The sequence below is a fragment of the Halococcus sp. PRR34 genome, from assembly GCF_028617175.1.
Lineage (GTDB): Archaea > Halobacteriota > Halobacteria > Halobacteriales > Halococcaceae > Halococcus > Halococcus salifodinae.
This window is the reverse complement of the sequence record NZ_JAQJDA010000023.1, coordinates 33,491-53,807: the sequence shown is the minus strand read 5'-3', so window position 1 is coordinate 53,807 and position 20,317 is coordinate 33,491. Positions and strand designations below refer to the sequence as shown.

Annotated in this window: 19 protein-coding genes and 1 pseudogene; 8 read left to right on the top strand and 12 right to left on the bottom strand. The window is 60.2% G+C overall.

Annotation, left to right across the window (positions count from 1 at the left end; genetic code table 11):
- Positions 1-1,990, top strand: a pseudogene (locus PHA81_RS18190) (hypothetical protein); the annotation flags it as partial.
- Positions 1,991-2,163: 173 nt separating this feature from the next.
- Here the strand turns inward: PHA81_RS18190 and PHA81_RS18185 are convergent.
- Positions 2,164-2,784 carry a hypothetical protein gene (locus PHA81_RS18185; RefSeq protein WP_273838028.1) on the bottom strand — a complete coding sequence of 207 codons (621 nt, stop codon included), beginning with the start codon at positions 2,782-2,784 and terminating at the stop codon, positions 2,164-2,166.
- A 97-nt stretch (positions 2,785-2,881) separates the two neighbouring features.
- The gene (locus PHA81_RS18180) at positions 2,882-3,292 is read right to left on the bottom strand and encodes a recombinase family protein (RefSeq protein WP_273838026.1); all 411 of its coding nucleotides are present in this window, start codon (positions 3,290-3,292) and stop codon (positions 2,882-2,884) included.
- Between the two features lie 284 nt (positions 3,293-3,576).
- Here PHA81_RS18180 and PHA81_RS18175 point away from each other — a divergent pair, with 284 nt between their 5' ends.
- Together PHA81_RS18175 and PHA81_RS18170 are read left to right on the top strand one after the other, a co-directional pair.
- Complete coding sequence (locus tag PHA81_RS18175; RefSeq protein WP_273838024.1) at positions 3,577-3,990, top strand: helix-turn-helix domain-containing protein; 414 nt, start codon at positions 3,577-3,579, stop codon at positions 3,988-3,990.
- Positions 3,987-4,322, top strand: a complete 336-nt coding sequence (locus tag PHA81_RS18170; RefSeq protein WP_273838022.1) for a hypothetical protein — start codon at positions 3,987-3,989, stop codon at positions 4,320-4,322. Before PHA81_RS18175 ends, PHA81_RS18170 begins: the two co-directional genes overlap by 4 nt.
- Positions 4,323-4,665: 343 nt before the next feature.
- On the opposite strand, the gene PHA81_RS18165 is transcribed toward PHA81_RS18170, so the two are convergent.
- Complete coding sequence (locus tag PHA81_RS18165; RefSeq protein WP_337958940.1) at positions 4,666-5,706, bottom strand: transposase; 1,041 nt, start codon at positions 5,704-5,706, stop codon at positions 4,666-4,668.
- 1,083 nt (positions 5,707-6,789) lie between these two features.
- Entirely contained in the window at positions 6,790-8,097 is a 1,308-nt protein-coding gene (locus PHA81_RS18160; protein WP_273838018.1) for a DUF4365 domain-containing protein, read from the bottom strand.
- Positions 8,098-10,002: 1,905 nt separating this feature from the next.
- Between PHA81_RS18160 and PHA81_RS18155 the strand changes: the two genes are divergently transcribed.
- Positions 10,003-10,593 (top strand): transcriptional regulator, encoded by a 591-nt coding sequence (locus tag PHA81_RS18155; RefSeq protein ID WP_273838016.1) that lies wholly within the window; start codon positions 10,003-10,005, stop codon positions 10,591-10,593.
- On the opposite strand, the gene PHA81_RS18150 is transcribed toward PHA81_RS18155, so the two are convergent.
- From PHA81_RS18150 to PHA81_RS18135, 4 genes are all read right to left on the bottom strand, one after another.
- Positions 10,558-11,103 (bottom strand): hypothetical protein, encoded by a 546-nt coding sequence (locus PHA81_RS18150; protein WP_273838014.1) that lies wholly within the window; start codon positions 11,101-11,103, stop codon positions 10,558-10,560. The genes PHA81_RS18155 and PHA81_RS18150 overlap by 36 nt on opposite strands.
- A gap of 126 nt (positions 11,104-11,229) precedes the next feature.
- A complete protein-coding gene (locus PHA81_RS18145; RefSeq protein ID WP_273838012.1) occupies positions 11,230-11,724 on the bottom strand; it encodes a zinc ribbon domain-containing protein in 495 nt (164 codons plus the stop codon).
- Positions 11,721-12,080 (bottom strand): hypothetical protein, encoded by a 360-nt coding sequence (locus PHA81_RS18140; RefSeq protein WP_273838010.1) that lies wholly within the window; start codon positions 12,078-12,080, stop codon positions 11,721-11,723. The genes PHA81_RS18145 and PHA81_RS18140 overlap by 4 nt, the downstream gene beginning before the upstream one ends.
- 171 nt (positions 12,081-12,251) lie before the next feature.
- Positions 12,252-13,670: an IS4 family transposase gene (locus PHA81_RS18135; protein WP_273838033.1), complete on the bottom strand. Its 1,419-nt coding sequence runs from the start codon at positions 13,668-13,670 to the stop codon at positions 12,252-12,254.
- A 539-nt stretch (positions 13,671-14,209) separates the two neighbouring features.
- Between PHA81_RS18135 and PHA81_RS18130 the strand changes: the two genes are divergently transcribed.
- The 4 genes from PHA81_RS18130 (at position 14,210) to PHA81_RS18115 (ending at position 16,387) form a co-directional block, all read left to right on the top strand.
- Positions 14,210-14,767 carry a hypothetical protein gene (locus PHA81_RS18130; RefSeq protein ID WP_273838006.1) on the top strand — a complete coding sequence of 186 codons (558 nt, stop codon included), beginning with the start codon at positions 14,210-14,212 and terminating at the stop codon, positions 14,765-14,767.
- 184 nt (positions 14,768-14,951) lie between these two features.
- Positions 14,952-15,473 carry an ArsR family transcriptional regulator gene (locus tag PHA81_RS18125; protein WP_273838003.1) on the top strand — a complete coding sequence of 174 codons (522 nt, stop codon included), beginning with the start codon at positions 14,952-14,954 and terminating at the stop codon, positions 15,471-15,473.
- A gap of 175 nt (positions 15,474-15,648) precedes the next feature.
- Positions 15,649-15,912, top strand: a complete 264-nt coding sequence (locus PHA81_RS18120; protein WP_273838001.1) for a hypothetical protein — start codon at positions 15,649-15,651, stop codon at positions 15,910-15,912.
- 211 nt (positions 15,913-16,123) lie between these two features.
- Entirely contained in the window at positions 16,124-16,387 is a 264-nt protein-coding gene (locus PHA81_RS18115) for a hypothetical protein (RefSeq protein WP_273837999.1), read from the top strand.
- A 130-nt stretch (positions 16,388-16,517) separates the two neighbouring features.
- Here PHA81_RS18115 and PHA81_RS18110 read toward each other — a convergent pair whose 3' ends face one another.
- The 4 genes from PHA81_RS18110 to PHA81_RS18095 all read right to left on the bottom strand — a co-directional run bounded on the left by PHA81_RS18110 (position 16,518) and on the right by PHA81_RS18095 (position 20,310).
- Positions 16,518-17,201 carry a CPBP family intramembrane glutamic endopeptidase gene (locus PHA81_RS18110; RefSeq protein ID WP_273837997.1) on the bottom strand — a complete coding sequence of 228 codons (684 nt, stop codon included), beginning with the start codon at positions 17,199-17,201 and terminating at the stop codon, positions 16,518-16,520.
- Between the two features lie 3 nt (positions 17,202-17,204).
- Complete coding sequence (locus PHA81_RS18105) at positions 17,205-17,501, bottom strand: DUF5789 family protein (protein ID WP_005038567.1); 297 nt, start codon at positions 17,499-17,501, stop codon at positions 17,205-17,207.
- A gap of 410 nt (positions 17,502-17,911) precedes the next feature.
- The gene (locus PHA81_RS18100; protein WP_273837995.1) at positions 17,912-18,733 is read right to left on the bottom strand and encodes an enoyl-CoA hydratase-related protein; all 822 of its coding nucleotides are present in this window, start codon (positions 18,731-18,733) and stop codon (positions 17,912-17,914) included.
- Positions 18,730-20,310: a long-chain fatty acid--CoA ligase gene (locus PHA81_RS18095; RefSeq protein ID WP_273837993.1), complete on the bottom strand. Its 1,581-nt coding sequence runs from the start codon at positions 20,308-20,310 to the stop codon at positions 18,730-18,732. The genes PHA81_RS18100 and PHA81_RS18095 overlap by 4 nt, the downstream gene beginning before the upstream one ends.
- Positions 20,311-20,317 lie beyond the last annotated feature (7 nt).

Below are 20,317 nucleotides of genomic sequence, written 5' to 3'. Positions count from 1 at the left end.
AATCTTGTTCAAGCACCCATCCACAGCCTTGTCGATTGCGTCGCCGTCAACGTATTCCGCTAATCTACACAAGAGCGACCGCGTCAGACTCACCGAACGCGGAGCGGCCGCAACAGCCCTGCTCGGTCCGGATGGACGCGCCCACCATCCCACTCAGACACGCCTCGATAGCGACCTTACTGCGACCCCACACTCCAGTACAAGTGTAGTGTATGGGGCCGCTCGGGAGGCCCCTACCACCGGCGTCACCAACGCCGACGGCGTGGCGGCCACGGAATGGGTGGCCGAGACCGGCCCCGCAGCCACAGCGGGCTATGTCCAAGAACTCGGTGGCCCCGAGAGTCGACTGAGCGAGCGGGCGATGCACGAACGTCTGCTCGCCGGACGTCGCGTCGAGGGCGTCACGGTCGTCGACGACCCCATCGAGCGTCTCGAGGACGGGCGGGTGAGCTACGTTAGCTGTTTCGACGAGCACGCCCAGACCGTCGTCGAGTGGGGCGGGCCTCTCGTGACCCTGGTACGGATCACGAGCGCCTTACTGAGCGAGCGGATGTGGGAGACGGTCCTCACCCCCGCAGCACTCGGCGCGGATCTCGAAAACGTCTACGAGGGCACGTTCGAGGAAAGCGAGACGATCCTCCGGTTCGGAGCCCAGCTCGGGTGGTTCAGCGAGGATGAGGCCACCTACGAGTCGCTCCGTGAACGCTACGAGAGGGTCCGGCGGCGGCTGCTGTCGCGGGTTAGCACTATCAGGGGAAACCGGTCGACAGACCAGTGGCGTGAGTGCTGTCGTGACGCCCACGGGCTTCTTGCGGCCACCACTCAGCTGTATCGTGCGATCGGTGTCGAGCTCACGCTGCACGTCCGGGTTCCCGACACCGCCCAGCTACGCCGGAACGAATCCCAGTATCGGGAGTTCCTCGGGTTTTTCGAGCATACCGTCCCCAAAAACGCCGCCTACGGCATCCACTCGGCGTATCGACTTCTCTACGAGAAGCGCGAGCACAAGCTCAAACACCGCCTCGGGGTCGCATTCGACGACTCTGTCCCTACAGCCGACCTCACGGCAAGTTGGGTCGTCACTGGACCGGCGGCGACGGACTGTCGGGCAGACATCGAGGCGGCGATCGGCGGAAACGCCGAAGCAGTCCGGGAGGCGATCCAGATAGGCGACGAGCAGGGAATCGGGTTCGAGGTGCCGGTCGTCGAGGGGAACGGATACGCCGCGATCCGGAGCGTCGTCGAACGCCAGTGCGCTCGGAAGGGTTACACTGCGACTACATCACGGGATATCCGCCGTCTCACCCGAATCGGCATGGCACTGCTCGGAACGCAGCCGGGGCGGTGTTCGCCGTACGCCGTCGCCGAGGCGGTGCTCTCGATGCCGCCCGCCCGCGCCGGCGAGCGAGGGCTCGCGGCGACGGATATCGCTGCGGGACTAGCCACCCTCTCGGCCGCCCGGCTCGTGCCGTCGCTGCCGCCGACCGCCCGAACAATGCTCCGGACGCTGCTCGCTGCCACCGGGCCGCTCGGTCGGACGGCCGTCCTCGAACGGACCGCCATCTCCGGGCGGTCGTACGATCGTCATATCGGCGTTCTCGCCGGGCTCGACATCTTGTGCCCGACCACCGAAAACGGCCACCGACGATGGGAGCTCACCCTTGAGCCGTGGTGGCTGACAGCTACCACCACCGAAAGCCCGGGCACGGATCGAACGCCCGGAACGTGCGCCGCGAACCAAGAGGCCGAAACTCGACCGATCGGACCGGAACAGCGACCCATCCATCCCGAGTCAAGCACTGCTCCCGATAGCGGTTCGAGAGTGGTGAGACACCAACCAGAATTCCATCGGCGAGCGACCATCGGGGAGCCCCACGAGCATGGCAGGCCAGCGGACGAATCCGACCGCCTCAGCGTCGAGATCGGCGTCGCCCCGGCGGGCGGTCGCCACGAGCAAATCTCGCTCGCATCGGTCACTGAACCCTCCTAAAGCGACTCCGTCACCGCGGACGGCGAGGATAACCCAAACACCGCCGAACCACCGCACGCGATCGCCGACAACGGCCGCCCGGCAGCCCAGGGCCAACGCCCGAGCAAACACACAGCCCCTGCCACGACAGCCGCTCCAAACGACATACGCGAAACCGCCGACCGAGCGATCGCTCAGGAACGCTCCGACTCCTCCAAGTTCGCCGATTGCTCGACGTAGCGGTCCCTGATGTCGGTGATCCAGCTGGGATCGAACGTCGTCTCGACCTGTTTCGCGCGGCCGTTGCTGCCTTTCGACTCGACCCACGTCTCGACGAGCCCCATCGTTTCGAGATCGGTGAGAGTCTCGCGGATCGCACGGGTACTGATCTGATTGTCCTGTGAGATGAGCCGCGAGTACGAATCACGAACCTGTTCGGTCGTCACCGGTTGAACGACCTCGCCCGTCCGGGTGTTGGCCCAAGCGGCGGCTCCATGTAGCACGAAAAAGTGATGAGCTGGGAGGCTCAGGAGCTTCTCGACGGTCGATTCTCTGTCGGTCGTCTCGATGTTGGTGTCGAGGCAGTCTTCGGTGACCTGCGTGAGCCCTTCGTCGTTGGCCGTTTCGCCGGCCTGTCGAAACAGTGTCAGCGTCTTTCGAGCGTCACCCCATCGTGTGGCGGCCGTACCGATTCCGTAGTGGGCAACCCTCTCGAGAACGGCCCCCTCACGAAAGGCTCGCTGGAGGCGCGGCCTGACGATCGCCTGGAGCTTCGCTTGATTGTACGGTGGGAAAAACACTTCCTCGTCGCTCATTGCACTCTGGACCCGGCTGTCGACCCGGAGGTCGACATCGATCAACTCGTTGCTGAGGAGCCACGCCGAGAGCTGGATGTCCCGTTTGAGCTTACTCTCACCGCGTAACAGCCGATAGAAGAAATCGTTCGGGTCGTGTGGAGATGTCAGCGATGAGCTTGCCAGTGCCGTCGGGTCGGACCTCCGAAATCCAGCCGTCGGTGATTGCGACGGTGGTCCCGGCGTCCTCGCAGCGCTCAAAAAATCGTTGGTAGATGCTGCCGAGTCGCGCCAACCACGAGATCTCCCAGACCACGACGTACTCGTACTCACCAGTATCAATCGCATCGCTGAGCTCGGAGAACTGCTCGCGGTCGGGATCCGAACCCGAATAGCCGAGGTCGGCGTAGCGGTCGACGTCGTCCGGGCCAACGTCGTGGTCGTCGAGCCACCCGTTGATCGCATCGCGCTGGTGGGTGGTCTCTTGGGTATCGGTCGAGGCGCGAATGCAGGTGGCGTAGCGGGCCATTTGTGGGCCGTCTTTGCTTCGAGTGCTCAATATATAAAGACCAGAATTTGTTGCAAGCTGCAATAAGCCGCCTGCGTCATTGCAGGGGATGGTAGGAACTCGGCCGGTGTCGCGTGTCAAATGAATAGCGAGAATCGATTCACACCTTGGTGTCACAAACTTCTGGGCGATATATTGGCGAACCAACTTCTACGATATAGCGACATACAATGCCCTCGCCATTTCGTCCTCCCGACAGTTTTATGACTTTCTGTGACTTTCTATGACACAGAGGTCGATACGAGATGCCAATCAGTCGAGACGAGTTCGAGCACGATCCGACCGAGAGTATCCCCTTCGGGCCGAGTACGCAACCCCGAACGGTTCTCCAGTTCCTATTGGAGCACCCCGAAACAGCCTATACACAGACAGAACTCGCCGACGAGACCGGGATTCAGCGCGGGAGTCTTGGGAAAGTTCTCTCACGGCTCGAAAGTCACGATCTCGTCCGCCACCGCGACCGCTACTGGATCATCGCTGACGATGACCGGCTTGCGTCAGTCTCAGCAGCCAGTACTGGACTCCAGTCGGTTGCCGACACCTACGATGATGACTGGTACGCCCAAAACTCCGATTGGGCCGACGACTTTGACCCCGAACAGGATGCATGGACGCCCACCGATCATGACACTTCCACTGACACCGAGGATGATGGATGATCCCGCCGCGTGGCACGGTCGTCACGGCTACTGACCCGTTCGGTGAGACACCAATCCGGCCGTTTGTTCTCGTCTCGGATGCGACGACGAGTCATCCATTCCCGGACAACGAATCCGTCGGGATCGTCGTGACAACGACTCAGCGAGAGCAGGCGATCCCGATTTCGGCAGCGTTCGATGAAGGTGGGTTGCCGCGTGAGAGTTTCGCGTCACCGTGGAATCCAGTTACCCTCAAAGAAGAGATGCTACGCGATGCGTTCGGGCATATCGCCACCGAAACGGTCGATCAGATTGCGGACGAAGCCGCACAATACATCCAGACTAACGAATGACCGACGACATCCCTATCTCGACGACGCCGAAAACCGTTCCGCTGACCACCAGCACGCGGTCGAAGCGTGTGAGCATGCGCTTGACGGACGATAGCACTCTTGACATCCTCCCCGCCCTAAAGGGCGAGGATTCCCCGAAGGGGATATTGGGGTTGCGCGTTTCCTCGGCACTCAAGTTCCCGTTCGGGAGGTGCCTCACAGGTTGCCGCCCAATTGTGACCGAGGGCGTGCGTTCCAGCGCGTACAGCCGTGTCAAAGCGGCCTTCCCACCCACACACGGTGGGCGTCAAAGACGGCAGGGTATTCAGCCTGCTGGGGAGCACGGTTCGACTCAGCCGAACTGTTAGCCCGTGCATGGTTCTCCCTCTCTCATGGCGATGTTCGACGCCGCGTTCAAATCTGCGTGTCGTTCGTACCCGCACGACGAACACGCGAAGTGGTCGCCGTCGCGGTCGCCGCGTTCACCACACCGAGAACAGGTCTGGCTCGTGTACGCGGGGTCAACGCTTTCGACACGGATACCCTCACGTTCGGCCTTGTAGGTGATGAACCGGCGAAGTTGGTCAAAATACCACGAGTGGACACCCGACCATCCTGTCCGGTCGCGTATCCCTTCGAGGTCTTCGAGACGAATCAGCGGATTGTCGAACTGTGCGGCGAACTCCACGAGGCGTTTCGAGAGGGTGTGATTCAGGTCACGGATGCGGCGGTGTTCTTTGTCACCCACGCGGTTACGAGCACGAAGTGCTCCCGCTTCCGCAAGCGAATCGCGCAGGGAACGAAACTTCCGCCGAACGTATCGTGCCTCTTTGCCCGAAACCAGCATCGACTCGTCGGAGTCGGGTTCGTGGACGGCGAGGATGTGCCGCTCACCAATATCCACACCAACAGGCGTCTCACCGTCCATTTCGGCGTCGTACTCGACGGTGAACGAACAGAACCAGTCGTCGCCACGACGGTACACTTGTAGCCGTGACCGCTCGGCTTCGCCATTCACGAGGTGTTCGACGGGTTCGCGGATGTGGTCGTGTACCTCGATAGGAGTGTACCACCACTGGTTGATGCAGGGGAATCCAACGACGACCGAACCGTTCTCGGTGCGGTCAATCTCCCAGTTCTGATTGTTCGTGGCGAAGGGTTGTGCTGCCGTGTAGGTGAGCGCACCGTCGCGGCTGTGATCGGCCTTCGCTTCACGGATGGCTTGATTCTGGATAGCTGAGTATAGCGGCGAGTCGATGCTTCCGGTCGTGATGGATTTGCCGAACTCGTCGGATTCCCAACCGTCGATGAGGAACTGCTTCACATCACGGTATTCGTGCATGGCCTGTTGCCACTCGCGGCGGCGCTTTCGCGTCGGGCGCGAAAACTTCGCCGTCACGGCCATTACAGTTGTAATTAGAGACGATGTTACTTAATACTACTTCGGCGGTTGGGAATGGCTGCCGTTTCGAGCTGATTCACGACCGGTGCCGTACCGGTCACAGGCCCGACTCTCGTGCGGTTTCGGTGTGGTCAAAGTCGAAGTGTTCCTCCGCGTGTCTTTCCACGGCTGATTGAAGCCACCACCGCTTGCACCCGAAAAACCGCACGACTGCACCAACTTCGAGGGAACCATGCTACTCGCTCAGCGGCAACCGCCGAAGTAGTATTAAACGCTACGACCAATATCCGGTCGCACGGCACACGGGAACCGGCGGTTGAACAGCCACAGAATCAGCTTACGGCGCGTATCCCCGCCGTGAACGGCGAGGCTTTGCGCCTGTGTTTCACGTAACGACCGCGTCGAGAGCTGATCGCCCGACCGGCTCGGGAACGCTGTGGGATGTTCCGCTATCGGTCGCGGAGGTAGTGCCGGAACAAGCGAACCGTCATGGCATCGAATGCGAGAGTCGCGGGCGGTGGATCTCACCAAGGCGGTCAAGCGCGGATGCCCCTTCCTCAACGAGCGCGGACGTTCCGACATCGGTCGGAACGGAGCGTGGCGTAAGGAGGGGAGAAGCGCAACGTGACCTTCCGAAAACGCCGAAAACGAAAGACTTAGGCCGTCTGCACCCATTCTCTCGGATACTGCTGTCCTCGCATACGTCGGGGTCAGTAGGAGTCTCCGTAGGCAGACTCCTGCGGTGCGAGGCCGTTCGGCCTCGCATCCTGAACTCGGGCGCGCACGCTGTTTTGGCGTGCAATCACCGGGAATTAAATCGGCGTGAGACAAGCGGACACGACGCGAAAGCGCGTGTCGCATACCTCCGTCCGCAAGGGCGGTGTTCCGTGCGTGGTTCGCAAGACGGGGCGAAAATCCTTCGCCCCGTCGCCACGGGTGGAAAGGCTGCCGTGCAACCGAGCCACGTCCATGCACGGGGATTGGGGCGCAATGGCGGTGCGGGAAAAGCCCCGTCCTCAAGGAGTGACCGACCGCCGCAAGGCGGGAGGGAGCGAGTAGGGCGGGGTAGTTTACTCGGAAAGTCTACTAAGTACATCCAGTACAGAGGAGTCGTTCCCTCGTCCTCGAATCATTGACTTGTATCTCGACTTCATAGGCGATTTCTCCACAGCCATCACACACATGAGGAACGTCGTGCGAGAGCCACTCCTCTATCACCACGTGCGAAAGACCACACGCGGAACAGATCGCTGCCGCTGGGGTGTCTCGAAGTTCTTTGATCCCGAAATCGTGCTCACGTTCTGCACAGGCCTCCGAAACCGGATCGTTCGATTTGCCTGATTCGATACGCTCGTATTGGTCGCCTTCTGCTATCGTCTGCGCGTTCAAGTCTGTGAGTTCGAAACCGTGCTGGACGTGTGCGATCATCCCGATTTCTACCGATCCCATCGGCCCAAGCCCAAGAATCCGTATCGGAAGACCTCTGGGCCCACGATACTGAGCCCCGATGAACGTCTCATCGAGATATTCTATTGCATCATCTGCATGAGTTTCGAACTCATCAAGTAGCCCCTCCCGTTCAAACTGGTCCGCGAGCCGGAGCCCAACGTTTGCAAGACTGATCTTCGTTAGAGCGGAACCTGGACCATCAACCACCCGGAGTTCGAGGAGATATCGTACTGCCTCCAGTGTCTGTTCATCCTCCTCGGCCATCTGATAGACCTCCATAAGCTTGCTGAGCGCTCGTTCGATGCGGCCTGCACTGGCGATATCAAGTGCATCTTCGACGACTTCGCGTTTATACTCACGAACCTGTGTAGAAGATGCCACATCCATCTTCGCTGGGTGGTGTAGCGTCCCTCGACGGGCGGATGCGACGTAATGCCGGGTCGAGAGTCGATGTTCCGCCTCTTGGAGTGCGCTTCGGAGTTCAGAGAGCTTGATCGAATCGGAGAGCGGCTTGCGCTCGATTCGGACACGGACCTCCGACTGTTCTCGCCATTCATTACGTTCCTCATCAAGCACATCCCAGCAGTAACTCTGGAGAACACACCAGTAGAGTTCCTCCCAATCACGGTCACAAATCACAAGAACGACCGGAATGGACGCCTGCAAGCAATCTTCTATGAGAAAATCTGTGTCGAGATCATGCCAAACTGACTCTTGATCGTTAAACTTCTCAGACGATTTCAGTTGTACATAAAATGGCGAGGGGAGCACCTTGTTCCCGTGCTTATCTCGTGAATCGGTCTCAAACCCCTCAGTTGGACGGACTTCAAAATCGAACGCGTAATCCTCATCCAGCGAATTCACGACCCATCTCGACAGCGTCATCTGCAACCGTCCCCGCGAGTACCGCTCTAATTCGTGTTTCCGATCCTTTCGTTTCCCCATGTCCAGTAGACACATTCGATACCCCTGAACACTGCGGTAACGTTAGACAGCTCAGGTATAAATACTGCCATCTACTGACTCGGTTGGAGATGCAGGTGATCACCGGCGGAGCCACATCAGTCTCGCCAAGCATCTCCTGATCCACGAAGACAGCGAATAGCCATACGAACAGGATGTCATAGAACTCTCCACACACCTCAGTAGGATCCCGAGAAACGGTGTATAAGAAGCAGTCAATATCGCCGCCATTCAGAAATGGCGACAGTAGATCTCTCGGCCGATAGCTGAAATCCGTGCCAACCGTTCTATGACATCGCTGAGAAACCCGCTGCGTGAATAATCGACGAGGAACGTGATAATCGTTCGGGTCGATCTACGGTACTATCGCTGAACGTCATAATCCACAGGGGGCGAACGAGTCGAACCTATCCATTCCACCGGATGGTACACCGTGAAACGCTTTACCATCCGCTCATCGCTCGTCGCTTGGCCGGAGAGAAACACCTATGCGATCCTCAGGCTCTCACCTCCGCTGGATTGTCTGGCTTTGTGCTGGTGCGGTGCTCCATCATGACTTCTTCGCTTGGAGTCTGGACGCGTGAAGCGGAAAGACATCGCTACGGACTTGCAGCCACTGACCTGCGGTCAGCCGGCTGCGATTCCACTTCTCCTGTTCCTTCGCATCCAAGGTCAGTCACCCTCACACGCTCTACTGTGCATGTCATAGATCGGCCTTTGTGACTCCTTGACGTACTTCACGTTCCAGTGACTTCAGCGGGGTTCTCATGGAGTCACCCTCTAGAGGTGTTATCTCTGAATCGCGACCACACTGACTGCGTCTCAGACATCGTTTCTCAGGCTGCTGGTGAGGTGGGTGACGGATTCTGTGGCCTCCGGTAGTTTTCCTGTCAGCCGTTGTGGCCGGTGTCGATTGTCGGGGACCTCCTCTGGAAACGACGGTGGATCCTGTAAACAACGACGCGTCGCCAGCCGCTCGGAACCGTTCTGTGGGTGCGACGTTTGAGGCGAACGCCGTCTGTGGACCTCGGGTGTTCGATTGGAAGCACCGATTATTATGGTGCTTGAACGACAGATTCGACACTCAACGTTCACACACGGTTCTACCAGCTGACATGGTTCGAGGGGTTCGCTACTGGTCGCTTAGCGACTAGTCCAGTGTTCACAATCGGCCTCAATCCCCGCAAGAAGCACTGGTGCGGGTGAATCGGATCCGAGTGTGAAGACCGGTTTTGGCTACTGATCGACCCTTGCGGAGGGATCATCGAACAGTGCGGCCGATTCTGAGACGGCCGTTCGCAGGCAGTTGAGGTCCTCAAGGAGTGGTTTTGAGAATCGGTGTTATCTGCCTGCCGATGCACGCAACCGCTGGACGATCGCCGATCGCACTCACACACTGCACACCGAAACGAAAACCACCAGACGGTAACCGTGTGCGAACTTTTGGCTGGTTCGAGTCCCGCCGCTTGAATGATTGCAATACTGGATCGATCGAGTCCTCAGGACGCTTCAAGGCATCTCGCAGGCGCTCTAAGACGGATTTCGCCGATCGGCCGTTGGATTGGTTTGGTGTGCGCGGTAGCGGTGATCCGGTTCACACTCGCATTCACGAGTAGTACATTGTCTTCCTTGCGGGCGGAAATACTATTGTGAAACGGTCAGCAACGGGTGAGAACGCACGAACAAAACTCTGCGTGTCGCTCACCGAGTCAAGACGACTGTGACTCGTATGTCAAGGATTCATCTGTTCGACTGAGCGGCCATCCAGAAGAGATCATCGAATGGGGATCACAGATGCTAGCTCGCCTCTCTGAGTGGACTCGGTCATGGATACAGGAACATGGAACTTCCCCAAAGACCTATATTACTCTGGGACGACGGTGGCATATGACCGATCCCGCCCCCGAAGAGTTCTCCAATGTCAACGAGGCGGTCGGGGAAGACTGGGAAGCCGAAACTACTCCCTACGAGCGTGTCCGTGAAGTCATCACCCGTACATATACCCCGCTTTCTGCCGATACCGTGGCCGGGGACGCACGAACGTCGCCGAAGACCGCACGAAAACACCTCAACGCCCTCGCTGACGAAGGGTTCGTTGCCACAGACACCGGCGAGAGCGGTGGAAGGTACTACCGTCGGTCACCGGAGTCGCTCGTGGTCGAGCAGGCAGCCGACATCCTCGCCGGCGTCTCAACCGACGAACTGAGGGGACGTGTCTCGGAGATGCGCGAGCGCATCAGCGACTTCCAGGCCGATTACGGCGTCGAATCGCCCGAGGAGTTGGTAATCGACCGAACGAATCAGGCTCTCTCCCAAACTGCGGCAGACCACGAGGAGCTCGATGCCGACGCGATCCGGGAGTGGCAGACGACGCGCCGGAACCTCGCGTTCGCCAACGCTGCGCTCTCGATCGCCAACGCCGAACGCTTCGTCGACGGAGAGTCACGCTCGCCCGACGAGAGCGTTCCTGTCCAGTAAATGGGTGGAAACACGGAGGCGGATGAATCGCATTCGCTCAGAGGGCCGATTGACCGGCCAGCCCTGATCGCTATTCGTGACGTGTTCACCGCCGAGGAGCCGCTCGCAACCGCGCAGTTGGACGACTTTCTCGATCCGAATACGCTCGAAGTACGGTTTGATGACGGTCTCTGTGGAGCCGAGACCGCACGACTCGACGTCCAGTGGACGACACGTGACAACTACAAATTCCACTACACGGATTCTCAGGGAGTGAATCTTCGTTGGGGCAAACATCCCCACGGCGGCGACTACGTTCGTGTGAACGGGCTCGAGCACTATCACCCACCACCCGATGCATCCTCCGATCGCAATGCCGTTGAGGACTCCTGTATCACGCAGTCGCCAGAACCACTCGTCACTCGTGCAGTTTGCAAGCTCTGGTGGGTGGCCTACCACGCGGACTCGTTGTCCCCTCTCAATGCGGGGAAGAATCCTCCCTAACAATAGGTGGTAGTACGAGCGTTTCATTCAGTCCACCGTAGACGAAGCCGTTCGCACCATCGGTACCGAGTGGCCCCTGAACAACGAACCCGTACTACCTGCTGACAACACCCCCTGTCCCTCGCTTCCTCGTTACTGGTCCGGCATACTGAGCTACGACAGCTCGTGGCCACAGTTCGGACAGAACGTCTCGTCACCGTCCAGCAGGTGCAGACACTCGACGCAGATCCGGTTGCTCGGGGACGTAGCGATATCCTCCAGAAAGTCCATGGCTGTCCGCGATTCGGCACCCGGGCCGTAACCATGAGCATAGCCGGGAAGCGTCGAGGCCCACTGGACGGTTCCCTCGTCATCGACGACAGCGATGTTCCCGGCGATGTCGAGCGTGCCGTACCGTTTGAATCCCTCCGATGGGGTCGGCTCAATGGTCCGGTTCAGCTCCCGATTCCGCTTGAGATCGCGCTCGTAGACCTTCTCCGGGGAGGAATATTGCACGTCGCCAGGGAAATCCGCGATCGGTCCGTGCTGTTCGTCAATACGGTCGATCTCGACCGTAATGGCATACTCGTCGTGAAGCGTTCCCAGCAGTCGGAGCGTATGCTCGTGCCACTCCCGGACGTCCGCATCGGCGTAATAGCGTACGTTCATCGCTCCAAATCAGTCTCATCTGCGGCCGTGATGCGATCCGAGAGGCTTGCGGCCAGCCACTCGTTGGCGAGATCGCTGGCATGATCGATCATTTCCTGGTGGTCCATCTCCTCCGTGCCGAAGGACTCGTAGACGCGCCACTGCTCCGCGGTTGGGTCGAACACGAGCACATGGGTCTTCGCTTCCATATTCAGCAGAAACGCTTCGATCGCTCCGGGTGTCGAGCCGGGAAACCCCATCGCGCCACGGATCTTTGGGTTGTCGTTCTCACCGATCTGCTTGACGATGTCGTCCGTGATCGGCTGGCTCGGTAGAGACGAGAGAAATGTGGGTGAGGTGTCCGAATTATCGGTCATACGTCTCGTTTCGTGGAGCTGTGTCTTGAATCCGTGGGCTTCGCTCTGTTGCTCATCGAGCGATACTCCTGTCGCCCACTACGGGCCGGGCGTGCATTGACCGTTTTGGGGAGCACTGACAGTAGGCAAGCGGAAGCCCACGACTACAGCCCTGTCTCTTACCCATAAGTCTCAGGAGTGCAGTTCGTATCCCTCCGCCCAAGTCTGGAGTTTCTTGAGGCCTTTCCACATCGTCTCCCAACCAGGGGGAGGATCAGAGCCACGATCGAGGTAGCCGCCCACCTTTGCAACTGCAATTGCGTACGCTTTGGCTCCGTTGGCGGTCAATTCTGGAAATTTCGTTTCCAGAATTGTCCGCTCAGTCTCAGTCAAGAGTACATCAGGTGAGGAGTTCGATTCTCCCCGAGCAAACTCTCGCAACTCCAGGACCTTCCACGCAATTACCGAGTAGACACTCATCAAGACCTCCATACGCTCCCACGTTTCGAGGCGGCGTTCTTCGATCCGGCATCCGGTTTTCAGCACCTTGTGCCAGTCTTCGATCGTCCATCGAGCACGGTAGTAATCTACCACGGTCAGCGAGTCACTCAACTCAGCGACCGATTCAGTGGTGAGCAACACCCACTGAATCGGATCGTCGTCATTTCCAAGTTCGTCGATTCTCACGACGTGTACCTCCACTGGTGAGGTCTGAGTTGGATGGTTCTGTGGAGGAAGCAACTCACAGGATCCGGCTTTGACGGCTAGTTCAGCCTCTCGGGCTTTTCTTCCACCCCCTTGTTCGATCTGGATAGTCGTGCGGCCTTGCTCAGGGAGGGTTTCGCTCCAGTCCATCAGACGCCCGTCCGTCTCGGACGGCGTCTGAATACAGCGATTCTGGCTCGCACGGATGATGAATCCAGCGTCTACTTCATCCGTTACTTCGCGGTAGAAGGCAAATGCGTCGGCTCCTCGGTCGTGGATGTAAATCGGATAAACCTCTTCGGCAAGCCAGTCACTGGCTTGCCTGTCCCCACGGATCCACTTTTTCTGTTCGCTCTCTAATTCGATCGGCTCACCTTTCCCATTCGTATCGTGTTTGGTGCTGGCCTGTTGGTCCTCGATCAGCGACTGCTGATCAATGACCCCAGTCATGCAGTGTGTCTGTGGATCAACTCCGATCGTCGAGTGAACTTTGACACCTTCGAGATCCGTGGTGGAGTTGCCGATATCGCCGAGTCCTTCCTTCGACGGATGTCTGGGGAAGACAAGTTCAGTTGTGTCAGAGACGACTAAGAGATCTTCCTTGTCGCGGACACGTGAGCGTTGTTCTCGCTTGTGAGCGGAGAGAATCTCGTCTGAGTCCACACGCTCGTTATCGCAAAATCGGTACGTAGCCTTTGTGGAGGCCCAGTCCTCGCAGGCGTTTGGGATCGACTCGGCAGGTGCCCTGCCGAGCCGATCTCCAACCTGAATCAATCGATCAGTGAGACGCTCGTCACCAAAATCGGCTGACCGAAACTCATTCCGAACCCAGCCAGAGACATCCGTTTCACGCAATTCGCCCCCATCGTCTACATCGGGTCGCCAGGTCCGTGAACCACTCTGCATCTTGGCCACACTCTCGACGAACTCGACGATAGGATTTGTGGGTAAGAGACAGGACTACAGCCGTGGGTCCGAGCGCCACTGGCGGCTACATGGCTGGTATCAACCGTCTTCAAGCTCCTCGGCGGCCCGAAGCAACATCCTGCGCCACGTCAACCCATGGTCGTTCTTTACACGTGACAACTGCGCGAATTGAGGTTGGATTTCAGCTTCCAAACCATCGGTCCCACGAATGGTACTGGTTCAACTGGATCGAACCCGACAGGAACGTACTGGTTGGGTGGCACCAAGACGATGACCATCCGGATCTCGGGCCCGTCCCTCGACAGGTGAATCAGGGTGAAACTACGATCGATCACGAATCAGCAGTGTTCATCGATGAGCATCCGATGGCAGTTGTTGAAACTCGATTGCAGCAGTTGCCGGATGCACTGGCTCGAATCGACTGGAACAACGGCACTGCTGTCGGGATCGACTGACCGGCGGGGTTCCGGTTGATCATCGGGGCAACACTGACAGTCCTGCTGTTCAAAGCACTTTGTATGACCAGCTACGTGTTCCGTGTCTGGTTGTTACCACACCCGCCGCTGGAGTTCGAACCCGACGAGGAAGTCTGGCGCGACATCGAGGTAGACGGCTCACAGACGTTGGACGAGTTTCACGAGGTGATATTCGAGGCGTTCGACCGCTGGGAGGCCCATACCTACGAGTTTCTCACCCGCGACGAGGACGGCATCTCCACTCGAAGCTACGTCCATCCCCAACTCTATGATGGCGGGTCAAGCTGGGCACCGATGGACAACGACCAGATCGAGCGATTCATCGAGCAGGCCGTTCCCGAGGATATGTCCGAGGAAGCGAAGGATCGGTTCCGAGACCTACAATCCGACCCACCGTCGGAAGGCAACGCTACCGAAACAACGATCGAGGAGATCGACCCCGAGCAGTTGGGATCGCTGACCTACGTGTTCGACATGGGCGATAGCTGGGAACACTACATCGAACTCCAGGAAACCCGTTCGGGGTCGCTGGATGGTGACTCTGCTGTCGTCGACAAACAGGGCACTGCACCGCCCCAATACCCCGACCTCGACGAGTAATAACGCCTCGTTGGCCGGTCGACGCTCCCGATATCGATTCGGATGGCAATAGCGAGACCACGACCGAAGAGCAGCCGGCCGCGTTCGCACCGCAGACGACAGCCGAGAGCGGGTCCCGCCCCGACCGAGGGTAGATTATTCTATTCTAGGATAGATTTATTGATGTGAGGTGCCAAGAGGTGATATGGCAGACAACGCACCCGGTATCGAAGCGTGGAAAGAACACACGAGCGCGTTCGATAGGGTTCGGTCAGTCGCGGAGGCGGTATCACAGCCTCGATCGGCATCAGCCATCGCAGACGAGGCCCTCGTTGCGGAGAACACGGCTCGCAGCCATCTCGAACGACTCGTCGAGATGAACGTCCTCCTGAAGACCGACCGCGAAGGGACGGCGCTGTACACGCCCGATCCGCTCTACGTCCGGATACGGACGCTCCGTGACCTCCTCGAAGAGTACGACCACGATGGCCTCATCGGGCTCAAATCGGATCTCCAGAAACGAATCGAGACGTGGCGCGAGGAATACGACGTCGACGCTCCGGAAACGCTCCGCGAACGTGCTGGGCAGACCGACCAGGTCGAACGGACCAGCGAGATTCGAACGACTGCAAGCGAGTGGGAACTCACCAGGTATCGCCTCACGATCGTCGAGGATGCCATCGAGAACTACGCGACATACAGCCGCGACGATAGGGCCACGGCGTAAGCCCATGCATGGTGGCGATCGCTCGTACGATTCGGCAGCAGCCTCCCACAGGGCACTTCGTGGGATCCGACGCGAACTCGAACGGCATCCAGCGATTTCGACAGTCCGAGGATTTCCGCCGGACGTACACAACCACGTCGTCGCGGATGTGGAACCCGACCGACTCGGACGAAACGTGGACGATGCCACACTCACGGTGCGCTGGTTCGCAGGCGAGACGACGGATGCCTACCCGGAGTTTTCGTTCCATTACAGTGATGATACGGGGAGGGACTTCGGCTGGCATCACGAACCCAATCCACACGTTGAGGGGTGGGGACACTTCCAAGAGCGGAACAACTCCGAAGTGGAGTATGCCTACGAATCGCACACGTTCTCCTCGAAGAATCCGACGCGAGTCGTTTGGGAGGTGATGTCGCTTCTTCCATCCAGGATATGACATTTTTCCATCGCAAGCCACAGCTGTCCAAACACGGATCGACAGTAAGCGACTCCCGATCGGATCGCTCGAACTCCAGATCGCCGACACGCTCTACCTGGGGGCACGAAAGACATCGAGGACGCCGTCCATTGCTACACGAGTTTCCGGGAAAACCTTAGCACCGCGCGGCTCGAAGAGTGGGTACGACGACTCGACGTGGAGGGTGAGTATGACCGACTCGAACGTGCGTGACCGACTCGATGCGAAACACGAGAACGACCGGGAGCAGCGCATCGAGGCGATCAAGCGGTGGGTAGCGTACATCGAATCGGAGCCACCCGAAGTGTGGGGCCCACAGCAGAACGCGATCGTCGACGACCAGCTCGATGCCGCCCAGAACGCGCACACCTCGGCAGCCCACCAACAGCGCGTCCGTGACGTTGCGGCGGCGATCATCGAAGAGCGTGACGCCGAGGGCGATCGATCCGAATAACGCTCGGTGCACCCGGAAGCGTTTTTCCACCCCACATATCGTGTGAACATGCCCAAAGTCGACGCGAAAGGGTGCGTCGCCCTTCCACGAGAAGTCCGTGACCGCCTTGGAATCACCCCTGGGACCGAAGTCAGACCGGCACCGGAAGCCATCGCAGCCAGCCGACGACCCGTTCGGGCGAAAGCAACGGCGGATGGAGCACGAGCCAGTCGAGCAGCGTGAGTCCGAGGCCGTGGGCCACGACCGAGGGAAGGATCGAGCCGCTCCGGTAGTCGACCGCGCCGAACAGCACGTCGGTCGGCCCCGAGAGCAGCAGTTCGATCGGTGGTTTCGCGGCGTGCTGGAGCGCGTAGAGCACGGGACTGATGAACACGCTCTTCGGACCGAGTTCGCGAACGCCGACACAGAGCAGCCCACGGAAGTACGTCTCGGCTGCGATCACGATCACGAACTGGCCAACGGCGTGCGGGAGAAAGGCCCCAAGCGCCGCGCTCGTCCCCCACATCGGGTAGTACGCCCGCACGGACGGCAGCGACGATCCCACGAGATAAAAGGGGAGCACGAACAGCGCGAGCAAAAGGGTGTTCCGCAGTGCCTCGCGATCGACGCGCCATCCCAATCGCTCGCCGTACAGCCACGCGAGTACACCCGGCCCGGCGAGATACACGATCGCGTCGCGAGCGGTGCGCGCCCACAGTCCGGTACTGCCTGCGGCGTCGTTCCAGGCCATCCACACGATCGCGAGGACGCCGCCCCACAGCAGCGACACCTGCACCCACGAGAGTCGGAACCGCTCGAACGTGCGGACCGCCACGACCTACTCGTCCGCGGTCGGCACCGGCCCGGTGCCGACGACCTCGTCGACGTGGGACTCGAACTCCTGGCGGCGCTCGAAGTACGTCTCGTCGATCTCGTCGAGCACGTCGTCGATCCGCCGTGGCCCGTCCGGCGTCCGGATCTCGGTGTCGCCGATCCGGCGTTCGAGCCGTGATTTCTCCATCCCCCACGTCAGTCGCGAGGTCGCCCGCGACAGCGGGACCCCCTCGATCGATTCGCTCTCGCCGAGTTCGACGACCGGTTCGTCCTCGTCCTCGCCGTTGTCGTCGTCAGCCATACCCCCACTCCCACCGCGGGTGGATTAGTGCTTTCGGACCACTTTTTTACTGCGTCGGGTGCGCTCGCTTCGCTCGCCCACCACTCCTTGTAAAAAACTGGACTAAGAACACCCGCTCACTCGCGCCTCCGGAAGAGCAAGCTCTTCGGTGCTCCCGCTCGCCTTCGGCTCGCGGGAACTCCGGCGCTCGTTCACGGCGAACCGCGCTCGCTTCGCTCGCGCGGACAATACAACCGACCGCAACCCCACGCACCGCCGAAGCCCTCGATCACTCACTCCGTTCGTGATCTCGCCCTTCATCCACCAGGAGAGCGAAGCTCTCCTGAGCCTCGACTCACTCCGTTCGTCGAGACGCCAGGCCCGCCCCGCTACCGCAGCCGCCGGCCACAACCAAACAGCCAAATCGCGAGCTACCGGCCCTCGAACTCCGGCTCCTCGTTCGCCATGAACGCCTCCGCGCCCTCGCGGTGGTCGTGCGTCTCGAACACCGCAGCCTGAGCGGCGGCCTCGTTTTCCATCGCCTGATCGAGCGAGTCGTTCAAGCCCTGCCGGATGAGTCGCTTCGAGGTCCGGAGCGCCACCGTCGGCCCCGTGGCAATCTGCTCGATCAACTCGTCCGCGCGATCGTCGAACGACTCTCCGGGATAGACGTGAGTGAACAGCCCGAGTGACTCCGCACGATCCGCTTCGACGAGTTCGCCGGTGAAGACGAGTTCTTTCGCCGTGTTCTCGCCCACGATCCGCGGCAGGAAGTAGGAGGTTCCCGAATCCACCGCGAGGCCGACCTGCCGGAAGCCGAAGCTGATTCTCGCCTCAGCGCTCGCGACCTGGAGGTCGCAGGCGATGGCGAGGTTTGCACCCGCACCGAACGCCACGCCGTCGATCAGCGCGACCGTCGGCAGCGGGCACTCCGCGACGCGCTTCACCGCACGACTGGTCTCCTGAGTGATCCGCTGAACTGCCTCGTCGAGCGTGGTCTCGCCCGCGAGCCGCTCGGCCATCGCGTTGACGTCGCCACCGGCCGAGAACGCGCCGCCCGCACCGCGAACCACGAGACACCGCGCATCGCGGTCTTCGAGGCGCTCGACCGCGTCGATGATCCCGCGCGCGATCTCGCTGGTCAGTGGGTTGCGCATCTCCGGGCGGTTCAGCGTCAGCGTCGCGACCCCGTCCGCAACGTCGAGTACCACCGGCTCGTCGCCCGTCGGCTCACCGCCCGCTCCGTCGCTCATTCGGCCGCCTCCGCTTCGTCGCTCTCACGCCCGCGGAGCTCGAACTTCTGGACCTTCCCGGTAGTCGTCCGCGGAAGCTCCTCGATGAATGCGACCTCGCGGGGATGTTTGTACTCCGCGAGACTGTCGAGGCAGTACTCCTTGATTTCCTCGCCAGTAACGTCGCTATCGGGTACCGGCACGACGAACGCCTTCACGGTCTCACCGCGGCGCTCGTCGGAGATGCCGACTACCGCAGCGTCGGCGATGTCGGGGTGTTCGAACAGCAGCTCCTCGACCTCGCGGGGGTAGACGTTGTAGCCGCCGGTGACGATGACGTGCTTCTCCCGGTCGACGATGTAGAAGAAATCGTCCTCGTCACTGTAGCCGATATCGCCGGTGTGGAACCACCGTTTGCCGTCGCGTTCGGTGAACACCTCCTCGTTGGCCTCGGGTCGGTCGTGGTACCCAGCCATTACGTTCGGTCCCGCGATCACGAGTTCACCGGTGATCGCATCGAGGTCGGTCTCGTCCTCGTCGACCGGCCCCTCCGCGACCGGTTCGACTGGCTCGAAGTTCTCGTCGACCACCATCGAATCGACCCCCGGCAGCGACTGGCCGATACTGCCGACCCGTCGCGCGTCGGGGCTGTTGAAGTGCGTCACCGGCGAGGTCTCGGTCAAGCCGTATCCCTCGTAGAGTTCGATCCCGAACTGTGCCTCGAACTGCCGGAGCACCTCGACCGGGAGGCTACTCCCGCCCGAGTTCACGAACCGGAGTGACGAGAGATCGAACTCGTCGACGTTCGGCTGGTTGATGACGTCGTTGTACATCGCGGGCACACCCTGCATGATGGTGAGCTCCTCCGAATCGACTAGCCCGAGCGCGGTCTGTGCGTCCCACTCCGGCAGTGGGTAGTACGCCGCGCCGGCGAACAGCGAGGTGTTCATGACGACCGTCATCCCGTAGATGTGAAAGAGCGGGAGCACGCCCAGCGAGCGGTCGTCGGCGGTGGTCCCACCAGGAAGAAGGTCCATCGCCATCCGTGCGTTCGAGGCGAGATTTTGATGGGTCAGGAGGACGCCCTTCGGCTGGCCGGTCGTCCCCGAGGTATACGGCTGGACCGCCACGTCGTCGTCCGCCCGTTCGGCCACTGCGGGAGCGGCCTCGACGAGGAACTCTCCAAACGGTGTCGCGCCCTCGGCCTCACCACCGACGCTGACGACGTGTTCGACGGCTGTGTTGTCGCGGACTTGCTCCACGATCGGGACGAGATCCGAGAGCGTGACGACCACCTCGGTACCGCTGTCCGAGAGGAGGTGATCGATCTCGCGGGATTTGTACTGGGGGTTCATCGGCACCACGACCGCGCCCGCCCGGAGCGCGCCGTGGAAGGCGATCACGAACTGCGGGAGATTTGGAAGATAGATCCCGACCCGATCGCCCGACTCGATGCCCGCCTCCGTGAGCCCGGCGGCGAACGCCCCCGTCCGCGACCAGAACTCTTCGTAGCTCAGCTCGGCCCTGTCGTAGTGAATCGCGGTTTCCTCGGGATGTTCTGTCGCCGTGGATTCGACGTTCGTGACGAGATTTGTCATGGTTTCT

Excerpts from the sequence above, each read along its gene's own strand:
- PHA81_RS18165 (WP_337958940.1), bottom strand. The coding sequence starts at position 5,706 with ATGGCCGTGACGGCGAAGTTTTCGCGCCCGACGCGAAAGCGCCGCCGC.
- PHA81_RS18145 (WP_273838012.1), bottom strand. The coding sequence starts at position 11,724 with ATGAACGTACGCTATTACGCCGATGCGGACGTCCGGGAGTGGCACGAG.
- PHA81_RS18130 (WP_273838006.1), top strand. The coding sequence starts at position 14,210 with ATGACCAGCTACGTGTTCCGTGTCTGGTTGTTACCACACCCGCCGCTG.
- PHA81_RS18095 (WP_273837993.1), bottom strand. The coding sequence starts at position 20,310 with ATGACAAATCTCGTCACGAACGTCGAATCCACGGCGACAGAACATCCC.
- PHA81_RS18140 (WP_273838010.1), bottom strand. The coding sequence starts at position 12,080 with ATGACCGATAATTCGGACACCTCACCCACATTTCTCTCGTCTCTACCG.
- PHA81_RS18105 (WP_005038567.1), bottom strand. The coding sequence starts at position 17,501 with ATGGCTGACGACGACAACGGCGAGGACGAGGACGAACCGGTCGTCGAA.
- PHA81_RS18185 (WP_273838028.1), bottom strand. The coding sequence starts at position 2,784 with ATGAGCGACGAGGAAGTGTTTTTCCCACCGTACAATCAAGCGAAGCTC.
- PHA81_RS18100 (WP_273837995.1), bottom strand. The coding sequence starts at position 18,733 with ATGAGCGACGGAGCGGGCGGTGAGCCGACGGGCGACGAGCCGGTGGTA.
- PHA81_RS18150 (WP_273838014.1), bottom strand. The coding sequence starts at position 11,103 with ATGAAACGCTCGTACTACCACCTATTGTTAGGGAGGATTCTTCCCCGC.
- PHA81_RS18180 (WP_273838026.1), bottom strand. The coding sequence starts at position 3,292 with ATGGCCCGCTACGCCACCTGCATTCGCGCCTCGACCGATACCCAAGAG.
- PHA81_RS18175 (WP_273838024.1), top strand. The coding sequence starts at position 3,577 with ATGCCAATCAGTCGAGACGAGTTCGAGCACGATCCGACCGAGAGTATC.
- PHA81_RS18170 (WP_273838022.1), top strand. The coding sequence starts at position 3,987 with ATGATCCCGCCGCGTGGCACGGTCGTCACGGCTACTGACCCGTTCGGT.
- PHA81_RS18160 (WP_273838018.1), bottom strand. The coding sequence starts at position 8,097 with ATGGGGAAACGAAAGGATCGGAAACACGAATTAGAGCGGTACTCGCGG.
- PHA81_RS18125 (WP_273838003.1), top strand. The coding sequence starts at position 14,952 with ATGGCAGACAACGCACCCGGTATCGAAGCGTGGAAAGAACACACGAGC.
- PHA81_RS18135 (WP_273838033.1), bottom strand. The coding sequence starts at position 13,670 with ATGCAGAGTGGTTCACGGACCTGGCGACCCGATGTAGACGATGGGGGC.
- PHA81_RS18155 (WP_273838016.1), top strand. The coding sequence starts at position 10,003 with ATGACCGATCCCGCCCCCGAAGAGTTCTCCAATGTCAACGAGGCGGTC.
- PHA81_RS18115 (WP_273837999.1), top strand. The coding sequence starts at position 16,124 with ATGACCGACTCGAACGTGCGTGACCGACTCGATGCGAAACACGAGAAC.